21 protein-coding genes are annotated in these 19,727 nt (G+C 59.5%); 13 read left to right on the plus strand and 8 right to left on the minus strand.

The window, feature by feature from the left end; genetic code table 11:
* Window positions 1–242: 242 nt before the first annotated feature.
* From ccmA to AGR1_RS13800, 5 genes are all read left to right on the plus strand, one after another.
* Entirely contained in the window at window positions 243–884 is a 642-nt protein-coding gene (gene ccmA, locus AGR1_RS13775) for a heme ABC exporter ATP-binding protein CcmA (protein ID WP_149147145.1), read from the plus strand.
* 202 nt (window positions 885–1,086) lie between these two features.
* Window positions 1,087–1,746, plus strand: coding sequence for a heme exporter protein CcmB (gene ccmB, locus AGR1_RS13785; protein WP_149147146.1), 660 nt, complete (start codon window positions 1,087–1,089; stop codon window positions 1,744–1,746).
* Window positions 1,747–1,820: 74 nt separating this feature from the next.
* On the plus strand, window positions 1,821–2,582 hold the full coding sequence (locus AGR1_RS13790) for a heme ABC transporter permease (protein WP_080792395.1): 762 nt from the start codon (window positions 1,821–1,823) through the stop codon (window positions 2,580–2,582).
* A 4-nt stretch (window positions 2,583–2,586) separates the two neighbouring features.
* On the plus strand, window positions 2,587–2,760 hold the full coding sequence (gene ccmD, locus AGR1_RS13795) for a heme exporter protein CcmD (RefSeq protein ID WP_149147147.1): 174 nt from the start codon (window positions 2,587–2,589) through the stop codon (window positions 2,758–2,760).
* A complete protein-coding gene (locus tag AGR1_RS13800) occupies window positions 2,757–3,356 on the plus strand; it encodes a DsbE family thiol:disulfide interchange protein (RefSeq protein WP_149147148.1) in 600 nt (199 codons plus the stop codon). The genes ccmD and AGR1_RS13800 overlap by 4 nt, the downstream gene beginning before the upstream one ends.
* A 16-nt stretch (window positions 3,357–3,372) precedes the next feature.
* Here the strand turns inward: AGR1_RS13800 and AGR1_RS13805 are convergent, their stop codons facing one another.
* From AGR1_RS13805 to AGR1_RS13835, 7 genes are all read right to left on the minus strand, one after another.
* The gene (locus AGR1_RS13805; protein ID WP_187772140.1) at window positions 3,373–4,554 is read right to left on the minus strand and encodes a GGDEF domain-containing protein; all 1,182 of its coding nucleotides are present in this window, start codon (window positions 4,552–4,554) and stop codon (window positions 3,373–3,375) included.
* Between the two features lie 118 nt (window positions 4,555–4,672).
* The gene (locus tag AGR1_RS13810) at window positions 4,673–5,269 is read right to left on the minus strand and encodes a DUF2585 domain-containing protein (protein WP_149147149.1); all 597 of its coding nucleotides are present in this window, start codon (window positions 5,267–5,269) and stop codon (window positions 4,673–4,675) included.
* Window positions 5,266–5,916, minus strand: a complete 651-nt coding sequence (locus AGR1_RS13815; RefSeq protein ID WP_080792388.1) for a septation protein A — start codon at window positions 5,914–5,916, stop codon at window positions 5,266–5,268. The genes AGR1_RS13810 and AGR1_RS13815 overlap by 4 nt, the downstream gene beginning before the upstream one ends.
* A 2-nt stretch (window positions 5,917–5,918) precedes the next feature.
* Window positions 5,919–7,349, minus strand: coding sequence for a signal recognition particle-docking protein FtsY (gene ftsY / locus AGR1_RS13820; protein WP_149147150.1), 1,431 nt, complete (start codon window positions 7,347–7,349; stop codon window positions 5,919–5,921).
* Window positions 7,350–7,381: 32 nt separating this feature from the next.
* Window positions 7,382–8,656: a tRNA (N(6)-L-threonylcarbamoyladenosine(37)-C(2))-methylthiotransferase MtaB gene (mtaB, locus tag AGR1_RS13825; RefSeq protein ID WP_149147151.1), complete on the minus strand. Its 1,275-nt coding sequence runs from the start codon at window positions 8,654–8,656 to the stop codon at window positions 7,382–7,384.
* Window positions 8,653–9,552 (minus strand): diaminopimelate epimerase, encoded by a 900-nt coding sequence (dapF, locus tag AGR1_RS13830; RefSeq protein ID WP_080793368.1) that lies wholly within the window; start codon window positions 9,550–9,552, stop codon window positions 8,653–8,655. Before dapF ends, mtaB begins: the two co-directional genes overlap by 4 nt.
* A 122-nt stretch (window positions 9,553–9,674) precedes the next feature.
* Complete coding sequence (locus AGR1_RS13835) at window positions 9,675–10,790, minus strand: MBL fold metallo-hydrolase (protein WP_187772185.1); 1,116 nt, start codon at window positions 10,788–10,790, stop codon at window positions 9,675–9,677.
* A 281-nt stretch (window positions 10,791–11,071) separates the two neighbouring features.
* Between AGR1_RS13835 and ffh the strand changes: the two genes are divergently transcribed.
* From ffh to trmD, 5 genes are all read left to right on the plus strand, one after another.
* A complete protein-coding gene (gene ffh, locus AGR1_RS13845; protein ID WP_149147152.1) occupies window positions 11,072–12,655 on the plus strand; it encodes a signal recognition particle protein in 1,584 nt (527 codons plus the stop codon).
* 10 nt (window positions 12,656–12,665) lie between these two features.
* Complete coding sequence (locus AGR1_RS13850) at window positions 12,666–12,983, plus strand: chorismate mutase (RefSeq protein WP_080792377.1); 318 nt, start codon at window positions 12,666–12,668, stop codon at window positions 12,981–12,983.
* Between the two features lie 33 nt (window positions 12,984–13,016).
* Entirely contained in the window at window positions 13,017–13,394 is a 378-nt protein-coding gene (gene rpsP / locus AGR1_RS13855; RefSeq protein ID WP_003520510.1) for a 30S ribosomal protein S16, read from the plus strand.
* A 120-nt stretch (window positions 13,395–13,514) separates the two neighbouring features.
* Window positions 13,515–14,081 (plus strand): ribosome maturation factor RimM, encoded by a 567-nt coding sequence (gene rimM, locus AGR1_RS13860; protein ID WP_080792373.1) that lies wholly within the window; start codon window positions 13,515–13,517, stop codon window positions 14,079–14,081.
* A 3-nt stretch (window positions 14,082–14,084) separates the two neighbouring features.
* Window positions 14,085–14,783: a tRNA (guanosine(37)-N1)-methyltransferase TrmD gene (gene trmD, locus AGR1_RS13865; RefSeq protein ID WP_149147153.1), complete on the plus strand. Its 699-nt coding sequence runs from the start codon at window positions 14,085–14,087 to the stop codon at window positions 14,781–14,783.
* Here trmD and AGR1_RS13870 read toward each other — a convergent pair.
* Window positions 14,765–15,511, minus strand: coding sequence for a sulfite exporter TauE/SafE family protein (locus tag AGR1_RS13870; protein ID WP_080792367.1), 747 nt, complete (start codon window positions 15,509–15,511; stop codon window positions 14,765–14,767). The two genes, trmD and AGR1_RS13870, sit on opposite strands and share 19 nt — an antisense overlap.
* Window positions 15,512–15,776: 265 nt before the next feature.
* Here AGR1_RS13870 and rplS point away from each other — a divergent pair, with 265 nt between their 5' ends.
* The 3 genes from rplS to AGR1_RS13885 all read left to right on the plus strand — a co-directional run bounded on the left by rplS (window position 15,777) and on the right by AGR1_RS13885 (window position 19,661).
* Window positions 15,777–16,316 (plus strand): 50S ribosomal protein L19, encoded by a 540-nt coding sequence (gene rplS, locus AGR1_RS13875; protein WP_006310880.1) that lies wholly within the window; start codon window positions 15,777–15,779, stop codon window positions 16,314–16,316.
* 305 nt (window positions 16,317–16,621) lie between these two features.
* Complete coding sequence (locus AGR1_RS13880; protein WP_149147154.1) at window positions 16,622–18,355, plus strand: type I secretion system permease/ATPase; 1,734 nt, start codon at window positions 16,622–16,624, stop codon at window positions 18,353–18,355.
* The gene (locus AGR1_RS13885; protein WP_149147155.1) at window positions 18,348–19,661 is read left to right on the plus strand and encodes an HlyD family type I secretion periplasmic adaptor subunit; all 1,314 of its coding nucleotides are present in this window, start codon (window positions 18,348–18,350) and stop codon (window positions 19,659–19,661) included. The genes AGR1_RS13880 and AGR1_RS13885 overlap by 8 nt, the downstream gene beginning before the upstream one ends.
* Window positions 19,662–19,727 lie beyond the last annotated feature (66 nt).

Consider the following 19,727-nt stretch of genomic DNA (forward strand, 5'->3'; position numbering starts at 1 on the left):
GCCAACACGTTCGTGCGGACACCTATGCACTCATGCACATCAGGATGCGGGTACGACCATTTCCGCTGTCCGCACGTGAAAATTGCTCCTCGCAATCGTCAAGTCCGGCGCAAGATGATGTTCACGCCGGCCGCTGGCGTGTTGACACCCATATAGATAATTTCAGACAAACGTGCCAGACCATTCAACGAAGCTAATCGATTTTTTTATCGAGACGACGAAATCTGAAACGGAACCGCAGCATGGATTTGACGGCGGAAAATCTTGGCGTGCGACGCGGCGAAGATTTCATATTCATGAATATTTCCTTCAAGTTAAGCGATGGAGAGGCGCTGGTGCTGACCGGGCGCAACGGCTCGGGAAAATCCACGCTGCTGCGCACGGTGGCCGGTCTTCTGCGGCCCGAACAAGGCAGCGTAAAGATAGCCGGCGAAGGGGTTGACGAGGAGATGCGGCCGTCAGAGGCTTGCCATTATCTTGGACATCGCAATGCGATGAAGACGGAACTGACAGTTTCCGAGAACCTGCGCTTCTGGAAGGACTTCCTTGGAGATTTTCCTGGCGCAGCAGGCGTAGCGATTGACGAGGCGGCAGAGAGTGTTGACCTTGCCGGCGTTACCCACCTGCCTTTCGGTTATCTTTCGGCCGGCCAGCAGCGCCGTTTCGCGATGGCAAAACTTCTCGTTGCATGGCGGCCGGTGTGGATTCTCGATGAGCCGACTGCGGCGCTCGACAGGGCGGCAGACGACATGTTTACCGATCTGGTGAAAGGCCATCTTGCAAAAGGCGGGATCGTGCTGGCGGCAACCCATCAGCCCTTGGGGCTGGAGAAGGCGCAGGAGTTGCAGATGACGGGGTTTGCTGGTGTGGAGGGTTGGGCATGATGGCGATGTGCGCGTGGCCTACCCCCCTCCACCCTGCCGGGCATCTCCTCCACAAGGGGGGAGATCGGCAGGGGGCTCTTCTGACGCTCCATTCTCAAACCTTGAGATTGCCGAGACCTGACCGCGAGTCGATCTCCCCCCTTGTGGGGGAGATGCCCGGCAGGACAGAGCGGGGTAAACTTCACCCACCGAGGACGCCCCAATGACCGCCGTCTTCCTCCGCGATATCAAACTCTCCATCCGCGCCGGCGGCGGCGCGCTGATCGGCGTGCTGTTTTTCATGACGGTGGTTGCCGTCATCCCCTTCGGCGTCGGCCCCGATCTCAACCTGCTCGCGCGCATCGGCCCGGCCATCGTCTGGATTGGCGCGCTGCTCTCCGCCCTTCTCGGCCTCGACCGGCTGTTTCAAGCCGAGCGGGATGACGGCTCCCTTGATTTGATCCTGATGCAGGAAACCCCGCTAGTCCTGACCGTGTTCGTGAAATGCCTGGCACACTGGGTTACGACCGGTCTGCCACTGGTGCTTGCCTCCCCTTTGCTCGGCCTCTTTATGAACATGGACGAAGCGGCTATCGGCGCAGTGATGCTGACGCTTCTGGTCGGCTCACCCGCCATCACTTTCATCGGCGCGGTGGGCGCGGCGGTTGCCGTTGCCCTGCCGCGCGGGGGGCTTCTGGTTTCCATCCTCGTGCTGCCGCTCGCCATTCCCGTGCTGATCTTCGGCGTCAGCGCCTCCTATGCGGCAGTGCAGGACCCGGCGCCCTTCATGCCGCCATTCCTCATTCTGTGTGCGATCACGTTATTTTCAGCCGCGACCGGGCCTTTCTTTGCCGCTTTGGCACTGCGCAATGTTATGGATTGATGAAACCGCGATGGATGATCTCCTGTTGACAGGGATCAATTGCGGGGCGGCCATTCTCGGGTTACACAAACGGCATGAACGAGCAGACCTTCACCATCACCAAATTCAGTGATCTCGCCAATCCCACGCGGTTTCTGGCGCTGGCGGCACGCATTCTGCCGTGGCTCGCTGTCCTGACGGCGCTGGTACTGGCCGCCGGCCTTTATCTGTCCTTCACGTCAGAAGGCGATTACCAGCAGGGTTACACGGTGCGCATCATGTATGTGCACGTACCCTCCGCCTGGCTCGCCATGATGTGTTATTCGGTCATGGCGGTCTCCGCAATCGGCACCCTCGTCTGGCGTCACCCGCTGGCGGATGTCAGCCACAAGGCCGCCGCCCCCATCGGCGCGGCCTTCACGCTGATTGCGCTCGTCACAGGCTCGCTCTGGGGCAAACCCATGTGGGGAACCTGGTGGGTGTGGGATGCGCGGCTGACTTCCGTCTTCGTGCTTTTCCTGATGTATCTGGGGCTGATCGCGCTCAACCGCGCCCTGGACGATCCTTCCAGAGCCGCCCGGGTCAGCGCTGTGCTGATCCTCGTCGGGTTCGTGAATATCCCGATTATCAAGTTTTCGGTCGAGTGGTGGAATACGCTGCATCAGCCGGCAAGCGTCATCCGCATGGGCGGTTCCGCCATCGATGCGGAGTTTCTGTGGCCGCTTCTGACCATGGCGGTCGGTTTCACGCTGCTGTTCTTCACCCTGCACATCGCCGCCATGCGCAACGAAATCTGGCGTCGGCGCGTAGCCGCGCAGCGGCGTCTCGCGGCACGCATGGCGAACCGGGAGGGCTGAGGTGATGACACACGCCTTTTATATCGGCATGTCCTATGCGGCGACCGGCCTTGTCGTTCTCTGTCTCATCGCCTGGGTCGTCGTGGACGGTCAGGCACGCAAACGGGAACTGAAGGGACTCGAGGCATCCGGCATACGCCGCAGGGCGAGAGCCGGTTCCGCAGGTGACGCGCAATGACGCAGGCTGACCGGGACGCCAAGGCCAAAACGACAGGCCGTGCACGCTATGCACTGGCGCTGCTGCCATTGCTGCTTTTCGGCGCTTTCGCCCTCGTCGCCGGCAAGATGCTTTACGATCAGGACGTAAACGGACTGGATATCAGCGCCATTCCCTCGGCGCTGATCGGCACCAGGGCACCCACCCTGTCGCTACCGCCACTGGAGGGCTCCAACCTGCCAGCGCTGACCGATACCGCCATCAAGGGCAAGCTGACGCTGGTGAACGTCTTCGCCTCCTGGTGCGTTCCCTGCCGGCAGGAGCACCCGCTGCTTCAGGAATTGGCGAAAGACAGCCGCATTACCGTCGTCGGCATCAATTACAAGGACAAGCAGGATAATGCGCTGCGCTTCCTCGGCGAGCTCGGCAATCCCTTTGCTGCGATAGGCGTCGATCCGAACGGCAAGGCCGCGATAGACTGGGGCGTCTACGGCATTCCCGAAAGTTATCTGGTCGGCGCGGATGGCACGATCCTTTATAAAAAGGTCGGCCCCTTCGATGTCCGCGGCGTGGAGCGCGACCTGCTGCCAGCCATCGCGGCCGCAGCCGGGAAATAACCCGCTCCGCAAGGCGTCACCCCCTGGTAACGACCCTCAGCGACGGGCCTTCGGTCGACAAGCGCATACCTTCCAGCACCACCTGATCGCGACCGCCCCGTTTTGCCGCATAAAGACTGTCATCGGCACGCTTGATGGCGTCATGAATGGAATGATCTCCCCTCGCGACGGCCGAAACGCCGAAGCTTGCGGTGATCTGGCTGGTTACACCCCGGTTGCGCCAATCGAGCGACGACAGGCCTGTGCGCATGCCATTGGCAAGCTGGCCGGCTGCTGCGGCCGTCTGGCCGGGCACGAAGACCACGAATTCCTCACCGCCAAAGCGCGCCACCAGCGCATCCTCGGGCGCATTTCGCCTGAGCAGATCGGAAAGACCGATGAGAACGATATCTCCGGCCGCATGACCGTAAACATCGTTGATACGCTTGAAGTGATCTATATCGCAGGCGATGACCGCACCCTGAGGCGTATCGTTGCGAAAATCGGGAACTCGGCGGTCGAAGCCGCGCCGGTTCAACACGTCCGTCAGCGGATCATGCTCTGCCGCATGCAGATGCCGGTCGACGGTGACGGAAATCTGACTCGCAAGCACGGAAAGCGCCAGCAGGAAGCCGAAAATGCTGGCCGCAAGCTGCATGTAGAAAGCGTAGTCGGATTCGAAGAATTCACTAAGCTCGGTCATCGAGCCACCCGGCGTCATCACCAGCAGCATACCGATGCGTACCAGCGTCTCCAGCACCACAAGACAGGCAATTCCCACCATCAGCCTGTCGGCGAGCGCTACCGGCCGCTTCCGCACGAGCCAGACCGGGATAGCGAGCAAAAAGGCGCAGACAAGATCGCCGATGACGAGTTCGCGTTTCAGATCAGGTGTGACGAAAACATGGAAAGAGACCAGCAAAACTGCGGCGATCACGATCGACAGTCTGGCCGTGATATAAAGCGGCCGCCCGAAATGGACGAGCAGAGCGTGGCCATAGAGGAAGAAGGCGGAGAAAAACAACAGGTTCGATAGGATCGCCTGTAATTCGAAGGGCAGGCCGCCAAGCACCAGAGGCGCCGCAAAACCGAAAGCCGCCGAAAGATATCCTATACCCCAATAGCGGGCAGAAGCGTGGCCGATCCTTTGCAGGAACAGGAACACCACGCCGAATGTCAGCATGATGAAGGGGAGAAGATAGGCGAAATTGTCTTGCAATGGGTTCTGCCGGAGGGAGAGACGAGCCTTTGCCTGACACTACCGCAATGCCATTAAGAAAACCTGCATATATTGTGCGGCTTCCGTGCCTTTCGGCCCGTCGGACCTGAAAACCCGTTCACATCTGCGGAAGCGCGTTCTGCCATTCCTTGATCGCGTCCACGGGCCAGAGCAGCATCACCACATTCAGCGTCAGGTTGTCACGGATCAGCCAGCCGGTGAAGATTTCGAAGACGATGGCGATCGCCACCGTCAGCCACACCGGCATACGGGCAGCGAACAGGAAACCCAGCACCATGAAGACCGTATCCATCGCCGAGTTCAGGATGCTGTCGCCGGTGTAACCCAGCGCCATCGTCGCGGTCCGATAGCGATCGATGATGAGAGGCGAGTTTTCAAGAATTTCCCATGCCGCCTCCACCAGAACCGCGAGCGAAAGCCGCATGGAAAGCGGCCTGTTGCGGAACAGCAGCCTGGCGAACCAGTAGAACAGAAAGCCGTGAATGATATGCGAGGGCGTATACCAGTCGGCCAGATGCTGGGAATTGCCCGGCGTGTTAACGCCCGGCTCAAACAACTTCACATAACCGCATTCGCAGATCGGAATGCGGCCCATGGCGTAGAGGATGACGATCTGCAGGAGAAGCAGGCCGGCGGCCACGCCGAACCATTTAAGCGAGCGCGAGCGGGAAGCCGACATCTCTGCAATTGTCATTTTTCGTCCTTGTTGAGCGGTTCCAGCGAATGGCGCATGACGAGCGGCATTTGCGCCATGGTGAAGATGATGGTGATCGGCATCGTGCCCCACACCTTGAAGGCGACCCAGGTATCGGTGGTGAACATGCGCCAGACAACCTCGTTCATCACCGCAAGGAAGAGAAAAAACACGCCCCAGCGCAGCGTCAGCTTGCGCCAGCCCTCATCCGTCAGCTTGAAAGCCGAGTTGAAGACGTAACCCAGCAGCGACTGGCCAAAGAACAGGCCGCCCAGCAGGATAACGCCAAACAGCGTGTTGACGATGGTCGGCTTCATCTTGATGAAAGTATCGTTCTGCAACCACAATGTCAGCGCACCGAACACGAACACCACGATACCTGAAATAAGCGGCATGATCGGCAGCTTGCGCGTCATCACCCATGAAACGGAGAGCGCCAGCGCCGTTGCGATCATGAACAGGCCGGTGGCAATGAAGATCGGGCCGCCGAATTCCGTCAACACGGGGAAGGTGGAGGCCAGCCATTCGCCGCGGGAATTAGCGAAGAAGAACACCACCAGCGGGCCAAGCTCGAGCACGAATTTCAGGAGCGGGCTGATTTCCGCCACCATCTTTTCGCTTTCCTTGGAATTGCTTTCAATATCCATACTCAAACTCCCGCAATGGCCTTGGCAAAATCTTCCGCCTCGAAGGGCTCCAGATCGTCCACACCTTCACCCACACCGATGAAATAGACCGGCAGCTTGTGTTTGGCGGCGATGGCGACGAGGATACCGCCCCGCGCCGTGCCATCCAATTTTGTCATAATCAGGCCCGAAACGCCCGCGATATTACGGAATATTTCCACCTGGTTCATGGCATTCTGGCCGGTCGTCGCATCCAGCGTCTGCAGCACGGTGTGCGGCGCATCCGGATCGAGCTTGCCGAGCACGCGCACGATCTTTTCCAGCTCCGCCATCAATTCCGTCTTGTTCTGCAGACGGCCGGCCGTATCGATGATGAGCACGTCGCTTTTTTGCGCCCGTGCCTGCTCATAGGCGTCGTAGGCAAGACCGGAGGCATCTGCCCCAAGCTTGGTGCCGATGAATTGCGAGCCGGTACGGTCGGCCCATATCTTCAGCTGCTCGATCGCCGCCGCGCGGAAGGTATCGCCGGCCGCCAACATCACCTTGAGGCCGGAGCCGGAAAGCTTGGCGGCCAACTTGCCAATGGTGGTCGTCTTGCCGGTGCCATTCACACCGACGACGAGGATGACATGCGGCTTGTGCGAAAGATCGAGTTCAAGCGGCCTGGCGACAGGCTTCAGGACCTTGGTGATCTCGCCCGCCATGATGCGCGCCACATCCTCGCCGCTCACATCCTTGCCGTAACGCTCGGAAGACAGGGCGCCGGTGATGCGCATGGCGGTCTCGACCCCGAGGTCCGACTGGATGAGAAGATCCTCAAGCTCGTCGAGCGTATCTTCATCCAGCTTGCGCTTGGTGAAGAGCGCCGAAATCTGTGTGGTCAACTGCGACGACGTGCGGGCAAGCCCTGCCCGCAGGCGCTGAAACCATGTCAGTTTTACCTGCGTTTCGGCGGGGGCAGGCTCCTGCCGCTCACTGGCGGACGAAAAACCCTTTGGCAGAGCTGGCGGTGTAGCGGAGGGCGCAGTCGCGGCTTCGGCCTCGTCAAGCAGCGCATCCATCGCATCTGCATCCAGCACGACATCCGATGCTTCCAGGGCAGATTCGACCTGCTCTTCGGCGGCTGCTTCCGCCTGTAGCAACGATAGCGGCGCCACACCCATATCGCCTGAAAGCTCGACACCGGGCAGAAGCGGTGCGTCCTCTTCCTTATCATCGTTGGACGGGAGCGCCTCTGTCGCCTCGTCCGGGGCCGGGCCGCCGGCCGTCTCCATCTCCAGTTCGGAAACCGGGTCCTTCGCGACAGGGTCATGCGCTTCAGCGTCACTCAGCGCCGCTTCGAAGGAAGCGTTTTCATTGCCGCGCTCAGGCGCGGCGTCCTCTTGCGGCCGTCCGTCCGTTTCGGCCTTGTCCTTGCCGAACGAAAAGACTTTTTTGATGAAGCCGAGGGCCATGGTCGTTCCCGTGTCTTTTCTCTTGTGCCGCCTCAGGCCGCATCCGCCGCCAGAAGCTTCATGTTCAGATGTTTGCCGTTGTGGCCGGTAATCGCAACCTGCGCAAGAGTGCGCGGGGCAAGATGCGGTGCCTCCACCAGCGTGAAATTGTCGGTATGGGCAAAACCGTTGTTTTCAACGAGGATCGTCTGCACCGAACCGACCATGCCTTGCAGATGCGCAAACCGCAGCGCCTCGCCGCGCTCCCGCAGCCTCGCCGCCCGCTCCTTCACCAAAGCCCGGTCAAGCTGCGGCATGCGGGCCGCCGGCGTGCCGGCACGTGGGCTATAGGGAAACACATGCAGGTTGGAAATTCCGCATTCTTCCGCAAGCGTCGCGGCGTTCTCGAACATGTCTTCCGTCTCGGTGGGAAAACCGGCGATCATATCCGCACCGAAGGCGATATCCGGCCGAAGCGACCGCACCTCGTGACAGAAACGAATGGCGTCAGCCCGCAAATGGCGGCGTTTCATACGTTTCAGGATCATGTCGTCGCCATGCTGGAGGGACAGGTGCAGATGCGGCATGAAACGCGGCTCATCGGCAATCAGATCCATGAGATGATGATCGGCCTCGATACTATCGATGGAGGAAAGGCGCAGGCGCAGAATATCAGGCACCTGCTTCAGCAAAGTCTTGGCAAGATAACCGAGCGACGGTTCACCGGGTAAGTCAGCGCCATAACTTGTCGCATCCACCCCGGTCAGCACGATTTCGCGATAACCGCCCTCCGTCAGCCTGCGCGCCTGATCCACCACCGCACCCATCGGCACGGAGCGGGAATTCCCGCGCCCATAGGGAATGATGCAGAAGGTGCAGCGATGATCGCAGCCGTTCTGCACCTGAATGAAGGCGCGCACATGCCCGTCTATGTGCTTCACCATCTGCGGCGCGGTCGCCTTGATGCTCATGATATCGTTGACGCGCAGCTTTTCTTCCGCCGAGACGCCAAAATCGGGCAGCGCACGATAGGAGGCGCTCTTCAGCTTCTCCTCATTGCCCAGCACCGCATCCACCTCGGGCATGTCGGCAAAGGTCTGTTTTTCGGTCTGGGCAGCGCAGCCGGTGACGATGATGCGCGCATGCGGATTGTCGCGCCGCGCCCGACGGATGGCCTGGCGGGCCTGACGCACCGCTTCGCCCGTCACCGCGCAGGTATTGACCAGCACGGCATTGTTGAGCCCAGCCTTTTCGGCCTCCGCCCGCATCACTTCCGATTCATAGGTGTTGAGACGACAGCCGAAGGTTATGACCTCGACGCCGCTCATACAACCCCCCGCTCGACCGCATCGCGCGCCCAGACGCCGGTGACGGGATCGACGGAACCTGACCATTCCCATTCGGCCGGGCCGGTCATAACGACGTGGTTATCCTCACGCCAGTCGATGGTCAGCGGCACGCGGATAGGGCTGGAGGCGACATCGACGGTGACCTTTCGGCCGGTGCGGCCGGTGCGGGCAGCGGAAACGGCTGAGGCGCAGGCGGCCGAACCGCAGGCAAGCGTCAGCCCGGCGCCGCGCTCCCAGGTGCGAGTGCGAAGCGCGCTGTCTGAAATCACCTGCGCCAGCGTGATATTGGCCTTTTCCGGAAACATCGGATGGTTTTCGAGAAGCGGCCCGAAACGTTCGAGATCAAACGTCATCGGGTCACGATCAACCCAGAAAATAGCATGCGGATTGCCCATGGACATGACTGCAGGCGAATGCAGAATTGGTGCATCGATCGGCCCGATCTGCAATTCGATGCGGCTGGTATCATGGAATTCCTCAGAAAGCGGAATGTCGCTCCAGCGGAAACGCGGCAGGCCCATATCGACCGATATCATGCCGTCTTCATGCTCGACGGCGTTCAGAATACCGGCGACCGTCTGGAAGGTGAAACTGGTCTTGCCGGTTTCGGAAGACAGCGCCTGCACCACGCAGCGCGTGCCGTTGCCGCAGGCCTGCGCCTTGGTGCCATCGCAATTGAGGATGTCGATATAGGCATCCGTCCCCGCGATACGCGGATCGTGGATGGCCATGATCTGATCGAACTGCGTGGCTGGATCAGCATTGAGGGCGATGGCAGCCGCTGGCGTGACCATATCTTTACGACCGCGCATATCGACAACGAGGATCTTGTTGCCAAGCCCGTTCATCTTCGCAAATTCGACCGTATCCGCCATCGCCTTGAACCTGAAAACTATCTGAAAACCGGTTTGCATCGGGGTATTTCCCGCGCTTTCGCCCTATATGGCGGAAAGGCAGGCAAATTACCAGACTGTTGCGGCGCAAACGGGGCGTCGGCTCAGGCGGATGGCACGTCGAAAACCTCGCCGGGACGCATTGGCCGGAAACGGCTTTCATCCACACCCTGCTCCGTCAACGCAACCTTGAGGGCTGCAAGCGGCGCATCCACCGCCTCATCGGTGAGTTGCACCGTACCCCAGTGATGGCCGCAGACATGCGCCGCGCCGCAAAGTTTCATGCCTTCCACGGCTTCCATCGGGTTCTGATGCTGGCCCTTCATGAACCAGCGCGGCTCGTAAGCGCCGAACGGAAGGTTGGCGAGGCGAAACCCGCCATGCTTCTTGCGAGCCGCGTGATAGTTGCGGCCCTCGTGGAAGCCGGTATCGCCAATATGGTAAATCTTGCCGCCAGGCGTTTCGAGCACGAAGGCGGCCCAGAGCGCCATTCGCCGATCATTCAGACCGCGCGCCGACCAGTGGTGGCAAGGCTCAAAGTGAATTTTCACCGCACCGGCATCGATCACATCGCCCCAATCCCCCACCTCGATACGCGCCGCCTCGACACCCGTGCGGATGATTGCGTCGTTGCCGAGCGCCGTGATGAAAAGCGGCTTATGCGCCACATGCAGGCGCTTCAGCGTTTCCATGTCCAGATGGTCGTAGTGATTATGCGTCACCAGCACCAGATCGATGGGCGGCAGGTCCTCGAAACGGATGCCGGGCGGATTGACGCGCTTGGGGCCGGCAAAGCTGAACGGGCTGGTACGCTGCGACCACACCGGATCGACAAGAATATTCAGCCCTGCCGTCTGGATGAGGAAAGAAGCGTGGCCGACGAAGGTGACACGGATGTCTTTGCCATCAATCCGAGTTTCCGGTCTCGCAAAGGGAAAAGGGCTCGGATAGTTTTCCGGCCATGTGGCGCGCTCGCCATTGAAGCGCCATTTCAGCAGGCCCATGAAATTACCGGGCGGTGAACCGCCGGGATTGAAGAAGCGCACTCCGTCGAAATGATCGGAGACCGGGCCGCTATAATAGGCGCTGGCATTGGAGCGGCGGGCATAGAACCCCCCGCCCGCGAGAGTGAGCAAACCAAGAGCGGAAAAACGAAAGAAGTTTCGACGTTTCATGACAAAGGTATAGGGAGCGGAATGGCGCCGTTCAAGCGCCGCCAATCGCGGCTTGCCGCCGATCACGCAAAGATGAAATTCAGGCTCTGTCGCCAGCAAACCGCCACCGCCTTGACTTTTCCGGCACTTTCCTGTTTATCCCGCCCATCAGCTGGCAGTTTCACGACTCCAAGCCGCCGACCGGGACCCGAAAAGGTATAAAGAGATCCCGGAGGTCAACACCCGACAGCGCGATGCGCCCTCGGGTGCTTTTTGGCTTTGCGTCTTGTTTTTGCCAGCGAAAGCACCGACGTTTCGGGAACCCCGGAACGAAGAAGGAAGAAACGATGTTTGAAAACCTCCAGGACCGCCTTGGTTCCATTCTGAATGGACTGACCGGCCGTGGCGCGCTGACGGAAGCCGATGTTGCCGCCGCCCTGCGCGAGGTTCGCCGTGCGCTTCTGGAAGCGGATGTGGCGCTGGAAGTCGTGCGCTCCTTCACCGACAGGGTGCGTGAAAAGGCTGTTGGCGCAGCTGTTCTCAAATCCATCAAGCCCGGCCAGATGGTCGTCAAGATCGTGCATGACGAGCTTGTCGAAATGCTCGGCACCGAAGGCGTTTCCATCGATCTTCACGCCGCCGCCCCCGTTGTCATCATGATGGTGGGTCTGCAGGGCTCGGGTAAAACGACGACCACTGGCAAGATCGCCAAGCGCCTGACCGACCGCGACAAGAAGAAGGTGCTGATGGCATCTCTCGACACGCGCCGTCCGGCCGCTCAGGAACAGCTTCGCCAGTTGGGCGTCCAGACCGGCGTCGACACGCTGCCGATCATTGCCGGCCAGTCGCCGACGGATATTGCCGCACGCGCCGTGCAGGCCGCAAAGCTCGGCGGCCATGACGTCGTCATTCTCGATACCGCCGGCCGCACCCATATCGACGAACCCTTGATGCTGGAAATGGCCGACATCAAGAAGAAGTCGAACCCGCATGAAATCCTGCTGGTCGCGGATTCGCTGACCGGTCAGGACGCCGTTAATCTGGCGCGCAATTTCGATGAACGTGTCGGCATCACCGGCCTCGTACTGACCCGTATGGACGGCGACGGCCGCGGCGGTGCGGCTCTCTCCATGCGCGCCGTCACCGGCAAGCCGATCAAGCTGATCGGTATCGGCGAGCGCATGAACGAACTCGACGAGTTCCATCCGCGCCGTATCGCCGACCGTATCCTCGGCATGGGCGACATCGTCTCCCTGGTCGAAAAAGCCGCCGAAAACATCGATGCGGAAAAAGCCCGCGCCATGGCCGAGAAAATGGCCAAAGGCAAGTTCGATCTCAATGATCTCGCCGACCAGCTTGGCCAGATGAAAAAGATGGGCGGCATGGGCGGCATCATGGGTCTGATGCCCGGCATGGCCGGCATGAAGGACAAGATGGCTTCGGCCGGCATGAACGACAAGATGTTCGACCGCCAGATCGCCATCATCTCGTCCATGACCAAGGCCGAGCGCGCCAATCCGGATATTCTGAAACACAGCCGCAAAAAGCGCATCGCCGCCGGTTCGGGCACGGATGCCGCCGAAATCAACAAGCTCCTGAAAATGCACCGTGGCATGGCCGACATGATGAAAGCCATGGGCGGCAAGGGCAAGGGCGGCATGATGAAGCAGATGATGGGCGGCCTTGCCGGCAAGATGGGGCTCGGTGGCCTCGGGGGCGGCATGATGGGCGGCGGTATGCCTGACCTGTCGAACATCGATCCGAAGCAGCTTGAGGCGCTGCAGAAGCAGGCCGAAGCCGCCGGCCTCGGCAAGCCGGGAGCGATGCCCGGCCTTGGCGGTCTGCCGGGCGGATTGCCCGGTCTCGGTGGCGCAAAGCTGCCGGGTCTTGGCGGCATGCCGGGCCTTCCCGGTTTCCCGAAAAAGAAGTGAGGGCACGCCAATGAACAATACAGAGGTGAAAGCCCAGCTTTCCGAATACCGCCAGTCGATCGACAATATCGATGCCGCACTGGTTCACATTCTTGCCGAACGGTTTCGCTGCACCAAGGCGGTGGGCGTATTGAAGGCAAAATACAGTTTGCCGCCGGCTGATCCGGCGCGCGAGGAATACCAGATCGAACGCCTTCGCCGTCTTGCGAAGGACGCCAATCTGGATCCGGATTTCGCCGAGAAGTTCCTGAACTTCATCATCAAGGAAGTCATCCGGCATCATGAAGCAATCGCCGCCGAACACGGCGGCCTCGACAAGACCGCCTGAACGGCGGACAAGCCATCCTAAGGAGTATATTACATGGCACTTAAAATTCGTCTCGCACGCGGTGGTTCCAAGAAGCGCCCGTATTACCAGATCGTCGTTGCTGACGCCCGTTCGCCCCGCGACGGCCGTTTCCTCGAGAAGGTCGGCTCCTGGAACCCGATGCTCGGCAAGGACAACCCGCAGCGCGTTGAGCTGAAGGCTGACCTCATCAAGGAATGGATCGCCAAGGGCGCACAGCCGACCGACCGCGTTCTGCGCTTCCTCGCTGAAGCCGGCCTTGCCGAGCGCGCCGCTCGCAGCAACCCGGAAAAGGCAAAGCCGGGCAAGCGCGCTCTCGAGCGCATCGCTGAAAAGAAGCAGAAGGCTGAAGATGCAGCCGCTGCTGCTGCGGAAGCCTCTGCTGCAGAATAATCTGCACGGAAACTTTTGAAGAACGGGTGGTGTGGTTTTCCATGCCGCCCGTTTTTTGTTTATTTTGGCGTCAACAAACCTTAAAGCTGACGCAACCAACACCAGAAGACGGACGGCCCGATGGCAAAGCTGGAAAACCCGGTACTCATGGCAAAAATCGGCGGCGCACAGGGCCTGCGCGGCGAAGTCCGTGTCAGCACCTATACGGCCGATCCGATGGCGCTCGGCGATTATGGCAATCTGGTTACCGCCGATGGCCGTATCTTCGAAATTCTGGAAGTCCGTGAAGGAAAGAATGTCGTCGTTGTCCGTTTCAGGGGCATCAATGACCGAAATGCAGCGGAAAGCCTGAACGGTCTGGAACTGTTCATCGACCGCGACAATCTGCCTGACGACGAGCTTGACGATGACGAGTTTTATTATGCCGATCTCGAAGGGCTGGAAGCCGTCGATGCGGAAGGCAAAAGTTATGGCGCCGTCAGCGCCGTTTACGATTTCGGCGCGGGTGACCTGCTGGAGTTGAAAGGCGCGGGCCGTCGCCCTGCCCTCATTCCCTTTTCGGAAGCGGCCGTGCTGGAAATCGACCTCGAAGCCGGTCGCATTCTCATCGATCCGATGGCCGCCGGACTGATCGACAATCCCGATGACAAGGACGAAACCGGCGTATCGCCTTTCGGCAAGAAATAAACAATGACCTTCAAGGCTACCGTTCTGACGCTCTACCCGGAAATGTTTCCGGGACATCTCGGATATTCGCTGGCGGGCAAGGCGCTGGAGCGGGGGCAATGGTCACTGGACGCCGTACAGATCCGCGAATTTGCCACCGACAAACACAGAAGCGTCGATGACACGCCGGCAGGCGGCGGCGCCGGCATGGTGCTGAAACCCGACGTTCTGGCGGCGGCCATCGACCATGTTTCCAATGGCGATACACGCCCGCGGCTGCTGATGAGCCCGCGCGGCAAGCCGCTGTCACAAAACCGTGTGCGTGAACTGGCCGCCGGAGAAGGCGCGATTATCGTCTGCGGTCGTTTCGAAGGCGTCGACCAGCGGGTGATAGAGGCGCGCGGGCTGGAGGAAGTGTCGATCGGCGATTACATCCTCTCCGGCGGTGAGCCGGCGGCGTTGACGCTTCTTGACGCCGTCGTCCGTATCCTGCCGGGCGTTATGGGCAACGATCTTTCCGGTGTGCATGAAAGCTTCGAGGGCGGACTGCTGGAACATCCGCACTATACCCGCCCGCAGGTCTGGGAAGGCCGTGACATCCCAGCCGTTCTCACTTCCGGCAACCACGCCGTCATCGACAGGTGGCGTCATGAACAGGCGCTGAAGCTGACGCAGGAAAGACGTCCGGACCTTCTGGTAAAGGCTCAGGCCGAAACAAAATAATAGGCCGTCAGCACCAGCCCGACCGCGATCACCAGCCAGCGGATGATCCATTGCGGCACCCGCCGTGCCGTATGCACGCCCGCATAGCCGCCAAGTGCGGCCGCGGGGAACATGATGAGCGCTGCCCACCAGGAAACGACGCCGCCGCTGACGAAGATCGCGATTGCGATAACGGCGATCACGACTGACAAGAGGTTTTTCAGCGCATTCAGATGATGATAGCTGCCTCCCGAGGTTATTCCGAGAATGGCCAGCATCATGATGCCCATGCCGGCGCCAAAAAAACCGCCATAGACGGAAGCGAGTCCCTGGAAAATGAGGCTCGGCAGATTACCGGGCGAACGTTCGACGCTCGCTTTTGGCCGCAGCCATGGGCCGGCAGCGAAAACGGCGGTTGCAGCGAGAAGAAGCCATGGCACAAGCTGGCGGAAGGAAGGATTGTCGAGCGACAAAAGCAGAAGCGATCCGGCCAGCCCGCCAACGACTGAAACGGCAGACAGAAGGATCGCCTCGCGCCAATGGGCGCGAATTTCCGGCCCATAGGCGATGACAGAGGTGACGTAGCCCGGAAACTGCACGATGGCTGACGTGGCGTTGGCGACGATCGGCGGCAGGCCGGCCAGCGTCATCGCGCCGAAGGTCAAAAATGTGCCGCCACCGGCAATGGCATTAACGACACCCGACAGAAAGCCGGTGGCAAACAGCATGAGAATAATGAATACGGACATGGCCCCTCCCAAGGTTCCCATGCCATAACCGCCAGCACGCTGCTTCGCAACTGCCGGAACGCGGCGCGTAATTGATAAAATATTGTCATGAAAGGGATGACAAACGGCGCTGCCTCGTGTATGTGCCCGCGTGGAAATGGGAAATATCCCAACCGAAAGCAAAGAATGGCGAACCCGCTCCTGCCGCAAGGCATGGTCTGAAGGCATTGACCGACAGATGAACCGTTGAGCGCTCTGGCTGTTTCAGAAGAAATCAGAGGTTAACATGACCAATATCATTCAGCAGCTGGAAGCCGAACAGGCCGCCAAGATCGAAGCAAAGCGCACCCTGCCCGAGTTTTCTCCGGGCGACACCCTGCGCGTCAACGTGCGCGTTACCGAAGGTAACCGTACCCGCGTTCAGGCTTACGAAGGCGTTTGCATCGCCCGTTCCGGCGGCGGTCTTTCCGAAAGCTTCACCGTTCGCAAGATTTCCTACGGCGAAGGCGTCGAGCGCGTATTCCCGATCTACTCCCCGCTGGTCGAAGGCGTAGAAATCGTTCGCCGCGGTAAGGTTCGCCGCGCGAAGCTCTACTACCTGCGCGACCGTCGCGGTAAAGCTGCCCGTATCGTTGAAAACACCGGTACGCGCGCCCGCAAGCTGAACGAATCCGAGCGCCAGGCCGCTGCCGAAGAAAAGGCACGTCTGGAAGCCGAAAAGGTAGCAGCAGCACAGGCTCTGGCCGCCGAAAAAGCAGCAGCTGAGGCCGCAGAAGCCAAAGCAGCGGAAGAAGCAGCAAAGGCTGCAGAAGCCACAGCGGAATAAGATTTCCATTTCGATGGATGCACGAAAGGCGACCTTCGGGTCGCCTTTTTTGTTGCGCCGATGTAACGCAACAAACCATGCCGGGAAAATCCCGCATGCGGTTTGAAAGCCGTGCTTGGCGAGCACTGGCTGGCCAGAGAGAATACCGACGTTCTTTCAGTCATTTGCTTCGCCGAAAGATGCAGCAGATTTCGACCGCCAACAAATACCTGCCTGATTTCTTGCCCGAGTGTTTTAGCCCATCCTCGAACAGCATTGCCTAATTGCATTTATTGTGCAATTTTCTAGCCGTTTCAGGTGTTATTATGTTTTTATTTAATTCTTTTTTAACAAAAAATAAGTCTGCTTTTTTCGCGGTTGGCCTGGCCAGCGCGTTGATGAACATCCTTAATCTTTCCGGCTCGCTTTTCATGCTGGAAGTTTACGACCGCATCTTGCCCAGCAAGAGCATTCCATCTCTTGTGGCGCTGGTTGTTCTCCTGATCGTTCTCTACGCGTTTCTGATGGGCTTCGACGCGCTGCGAGGACGCATATTGGCGCGCATCTCGGACAATATGGACGACGCGCTCAATCAGAAGCTTTTCAGGGCGTCAATCACTGCCCCGCTCCTTGCCTCGGGGAAGGTCGATGGGCTGCAGATCGTCGGCGATCTCGATCAGATCCGCCAGTTTCTCTCCGGGCCAGGTCCGGCGGCTTTTTTCGATATTCCCTGGCTGCCCATCTATCTGCTGATCTGTTTTGCCCTGCATCCATGGATCGGCTTCGCCGTGCTCGGCGGCGCCTTGGTTCTTATCGTACTGACGCTTCTGACCAATTGGTTGACCGAAAGGGCGACAAAACAGGCTTATACTGCACGAGGCCAAAGAAACGTCCTCGTCGGCAGCAGCCAGCGCAACATTGAATCCATCAAGACCATGGGAATGATGGGGGCGGTGACATCCATGTGGGACGAGCTACATTGCAGATATCGCGCCGTCACCCTGGCGACATCCGATACGGCCGGCATGCTCGGCGCCATGTCGCGCACATTCCGGCTGTTGCTGCAATCCGGCGTTATGGCTATCGGCGCCGTTCTTGTCATCGACGGCAATGCATCGGCGGGTAGTATCATTGCGGGCTCGATCCTCTCCGCAAAGGCGCTCGGCCCTGTCGAACATGCGATTGCAAACTGGCGCAGCTTCATGACTGCAAGACAGGGCTGGAAACGCGTCAACGAGTTCCTGGAACTGGCGCCCGAACCCTCGCTGCCGCTCTCCCTGCCTCGCCCGCAATATACCGTCGCGGTTGACCGTGTAACCGGTGGACCGCCAAACGGCGCGCGCGATACGGTTGCCGATATTTCCTTCACGCTGAACGCGGGCGATGGTCTCGGCATCATCGGCCCAAGCGCCTCGGGCAAATCCACGCTGGCACGCTTGATGACCGGCATCTGGCCCTATGAACGCGGTTCCGTCCGCTTCGATGGGGCCGCGCTCAACCAGTGGGATTTCGAATTTCTCGGCAAATCCGTCGGCTACATGCCCCAGCAGGTGGAGCTGATGCCCGGGACTGTGGCGCAGAATATTGCGCGCTTCGACCGCGACGCGACAGCGGAAGCGGTTGTCGCCGCGGCCAAGGCCGCTCAGGTGCATGAGCTGATCCTGAACCTGCGCAACGGTTACGATACCTATATTGGTGACCGTGGCGAGGCTTTATCGGGCGGACAAAAACAGCGCATCGGCCTTGCCCGCGCCCTGTTTGGCGAGCCTTTTTTCGTTCTTCTCGATGAGCCGAACTCCAATCTGGACAGCGAAGGCGAAGCGGCCCTGCGCAATGCCATTGGCGACATCAGGGCGCGCGGCGGCATCGTCGTCGTGATTGCCCATCGCCCCAGCGCCATTGAAAGTGTCAATCTGGTGATGGTGATGAGCAACGGCCGGATGCTGCGTTTTGGCACGAAGGAGGAGGTGCTCGCGCAAATACTGCGACAGAATATCCGCCAGGTGCCTGAGGAGGAAGAGACGCGCAAGATTGAAAACCGGGTGAGCGAAAATGGTTGAGACGGAAAAAACCGGCAGGACAAATGCCTCCATTCTCAAACACTCGACCGCGGTGGTCGTTCTGGCGCTCGGCCTTTTGGTCGGACTGGGTGGGTGGGCTGCTTTTGCAAAGCTTGCCGGTGCGGTGGTCGCCACGGGCCGGGTCGTCGTTGAAGGCAATTCCAAAAAGATCCAGCATCTTTCCGGTGGCATCGTCAGCGAGATAAATGTCGCCGAAGGTGACAGGGTCGAAGCCGGTCAGATCTTGTTGCGGCTGAGCGCGACCGTCGTGCAGGCGAACCTCTCGATCGTTGAAAATACGCTTGCGCAACTCTACGCGCGCCGGGCTCGTCTGCGTGCGGAAATTGCCGAGGCGACGTCCTTCGCCGTGCAGGAAGATCTGGCGGCCCTGACAAGTTCCAAGGCCGCCAAAACCTTTATCGATAGCGAACAGAACCTCTTCAACAGCCGTCGCAACGCCTTGATCGGCATGAAAAAGCAGCTGGCAACACGCAAGGATCAGCTCGCCGACGAGGCTCGCGGCCTCAAGGTGCAGGTGCAGGCAACGGACAATGAGCTTACCATCGTAAAGGAAGATGTTTCAAAGACGGACGAGCTCTTCAAAAAAGGGCTTGTCACGCTTCAGCGCCTCAATCTCCTCAAGCGCCAGCTTTCCAGTCTCGAAGGCCAGCAGGGCCAATACATCGCCGCCCGGGCACAGACGGTGGGCAAGCTGAGCGAATTGGACCTGCAATTGCTTCAGCTCGATGAAGACCGGAAATCGGAAGTCACGAAAGAACTGACATCGATCGAAGCGACCGTCGCGGAATATGAAGAGCGGCTGGCAGCAACGCGCGACCAGCTGGATCGCCTTGACATCCGCTCACCGATCGCCGGCCGCGTCTACCAGCTTTCAGTGCACAATATAAACGGTGTCATTCAACCGGGCGAAGTGCTGATGCTGGTGGTGCCGGAGCAGGATGAGCTCGCCATCGAAGCCAATATTCCGCCGCGAGACATCGATCAGATTTACGTCGGACAGCCGGTTACCATTCGTTTCACGGCGTTCAATCAAAGCACGACACCGGATTTGAGTGCGCAAGTTGCTGTCGTCGCCCCCGACCTGCAGACGGACTCCCGAACTGGCACATCTTATTACGCGCTGCGCATCAAACCCGACAAGGCCGGAATGGGTCATCTGCCCGGCGGGAAATTATATCCCGGCATGCCGGCCGAAGTATTCATACAAACCAGCGAAAGGAGCGTTCTTTCTTATTTTGTCAAGCCGTTCCAGGACAGGCTCAAAAAGACCTTCGTACAGGAATAAGCAGTTTCCATTGCATAATTTTTCGAAAGGAATTTTCGCAACACGTTAAAGACGCACTTTATTCAA

The sequence above is a fragment of the Agrobacterium sp. B1(2019) genome (assembly GCF_008274755.1).
Lineage (GTDB): Bacteria > Pseudomonadota > Alphaproteobacteria > Rhizobiales > Rhizobiaceae > Agrobacterium > Agrobacterium salinitolerans.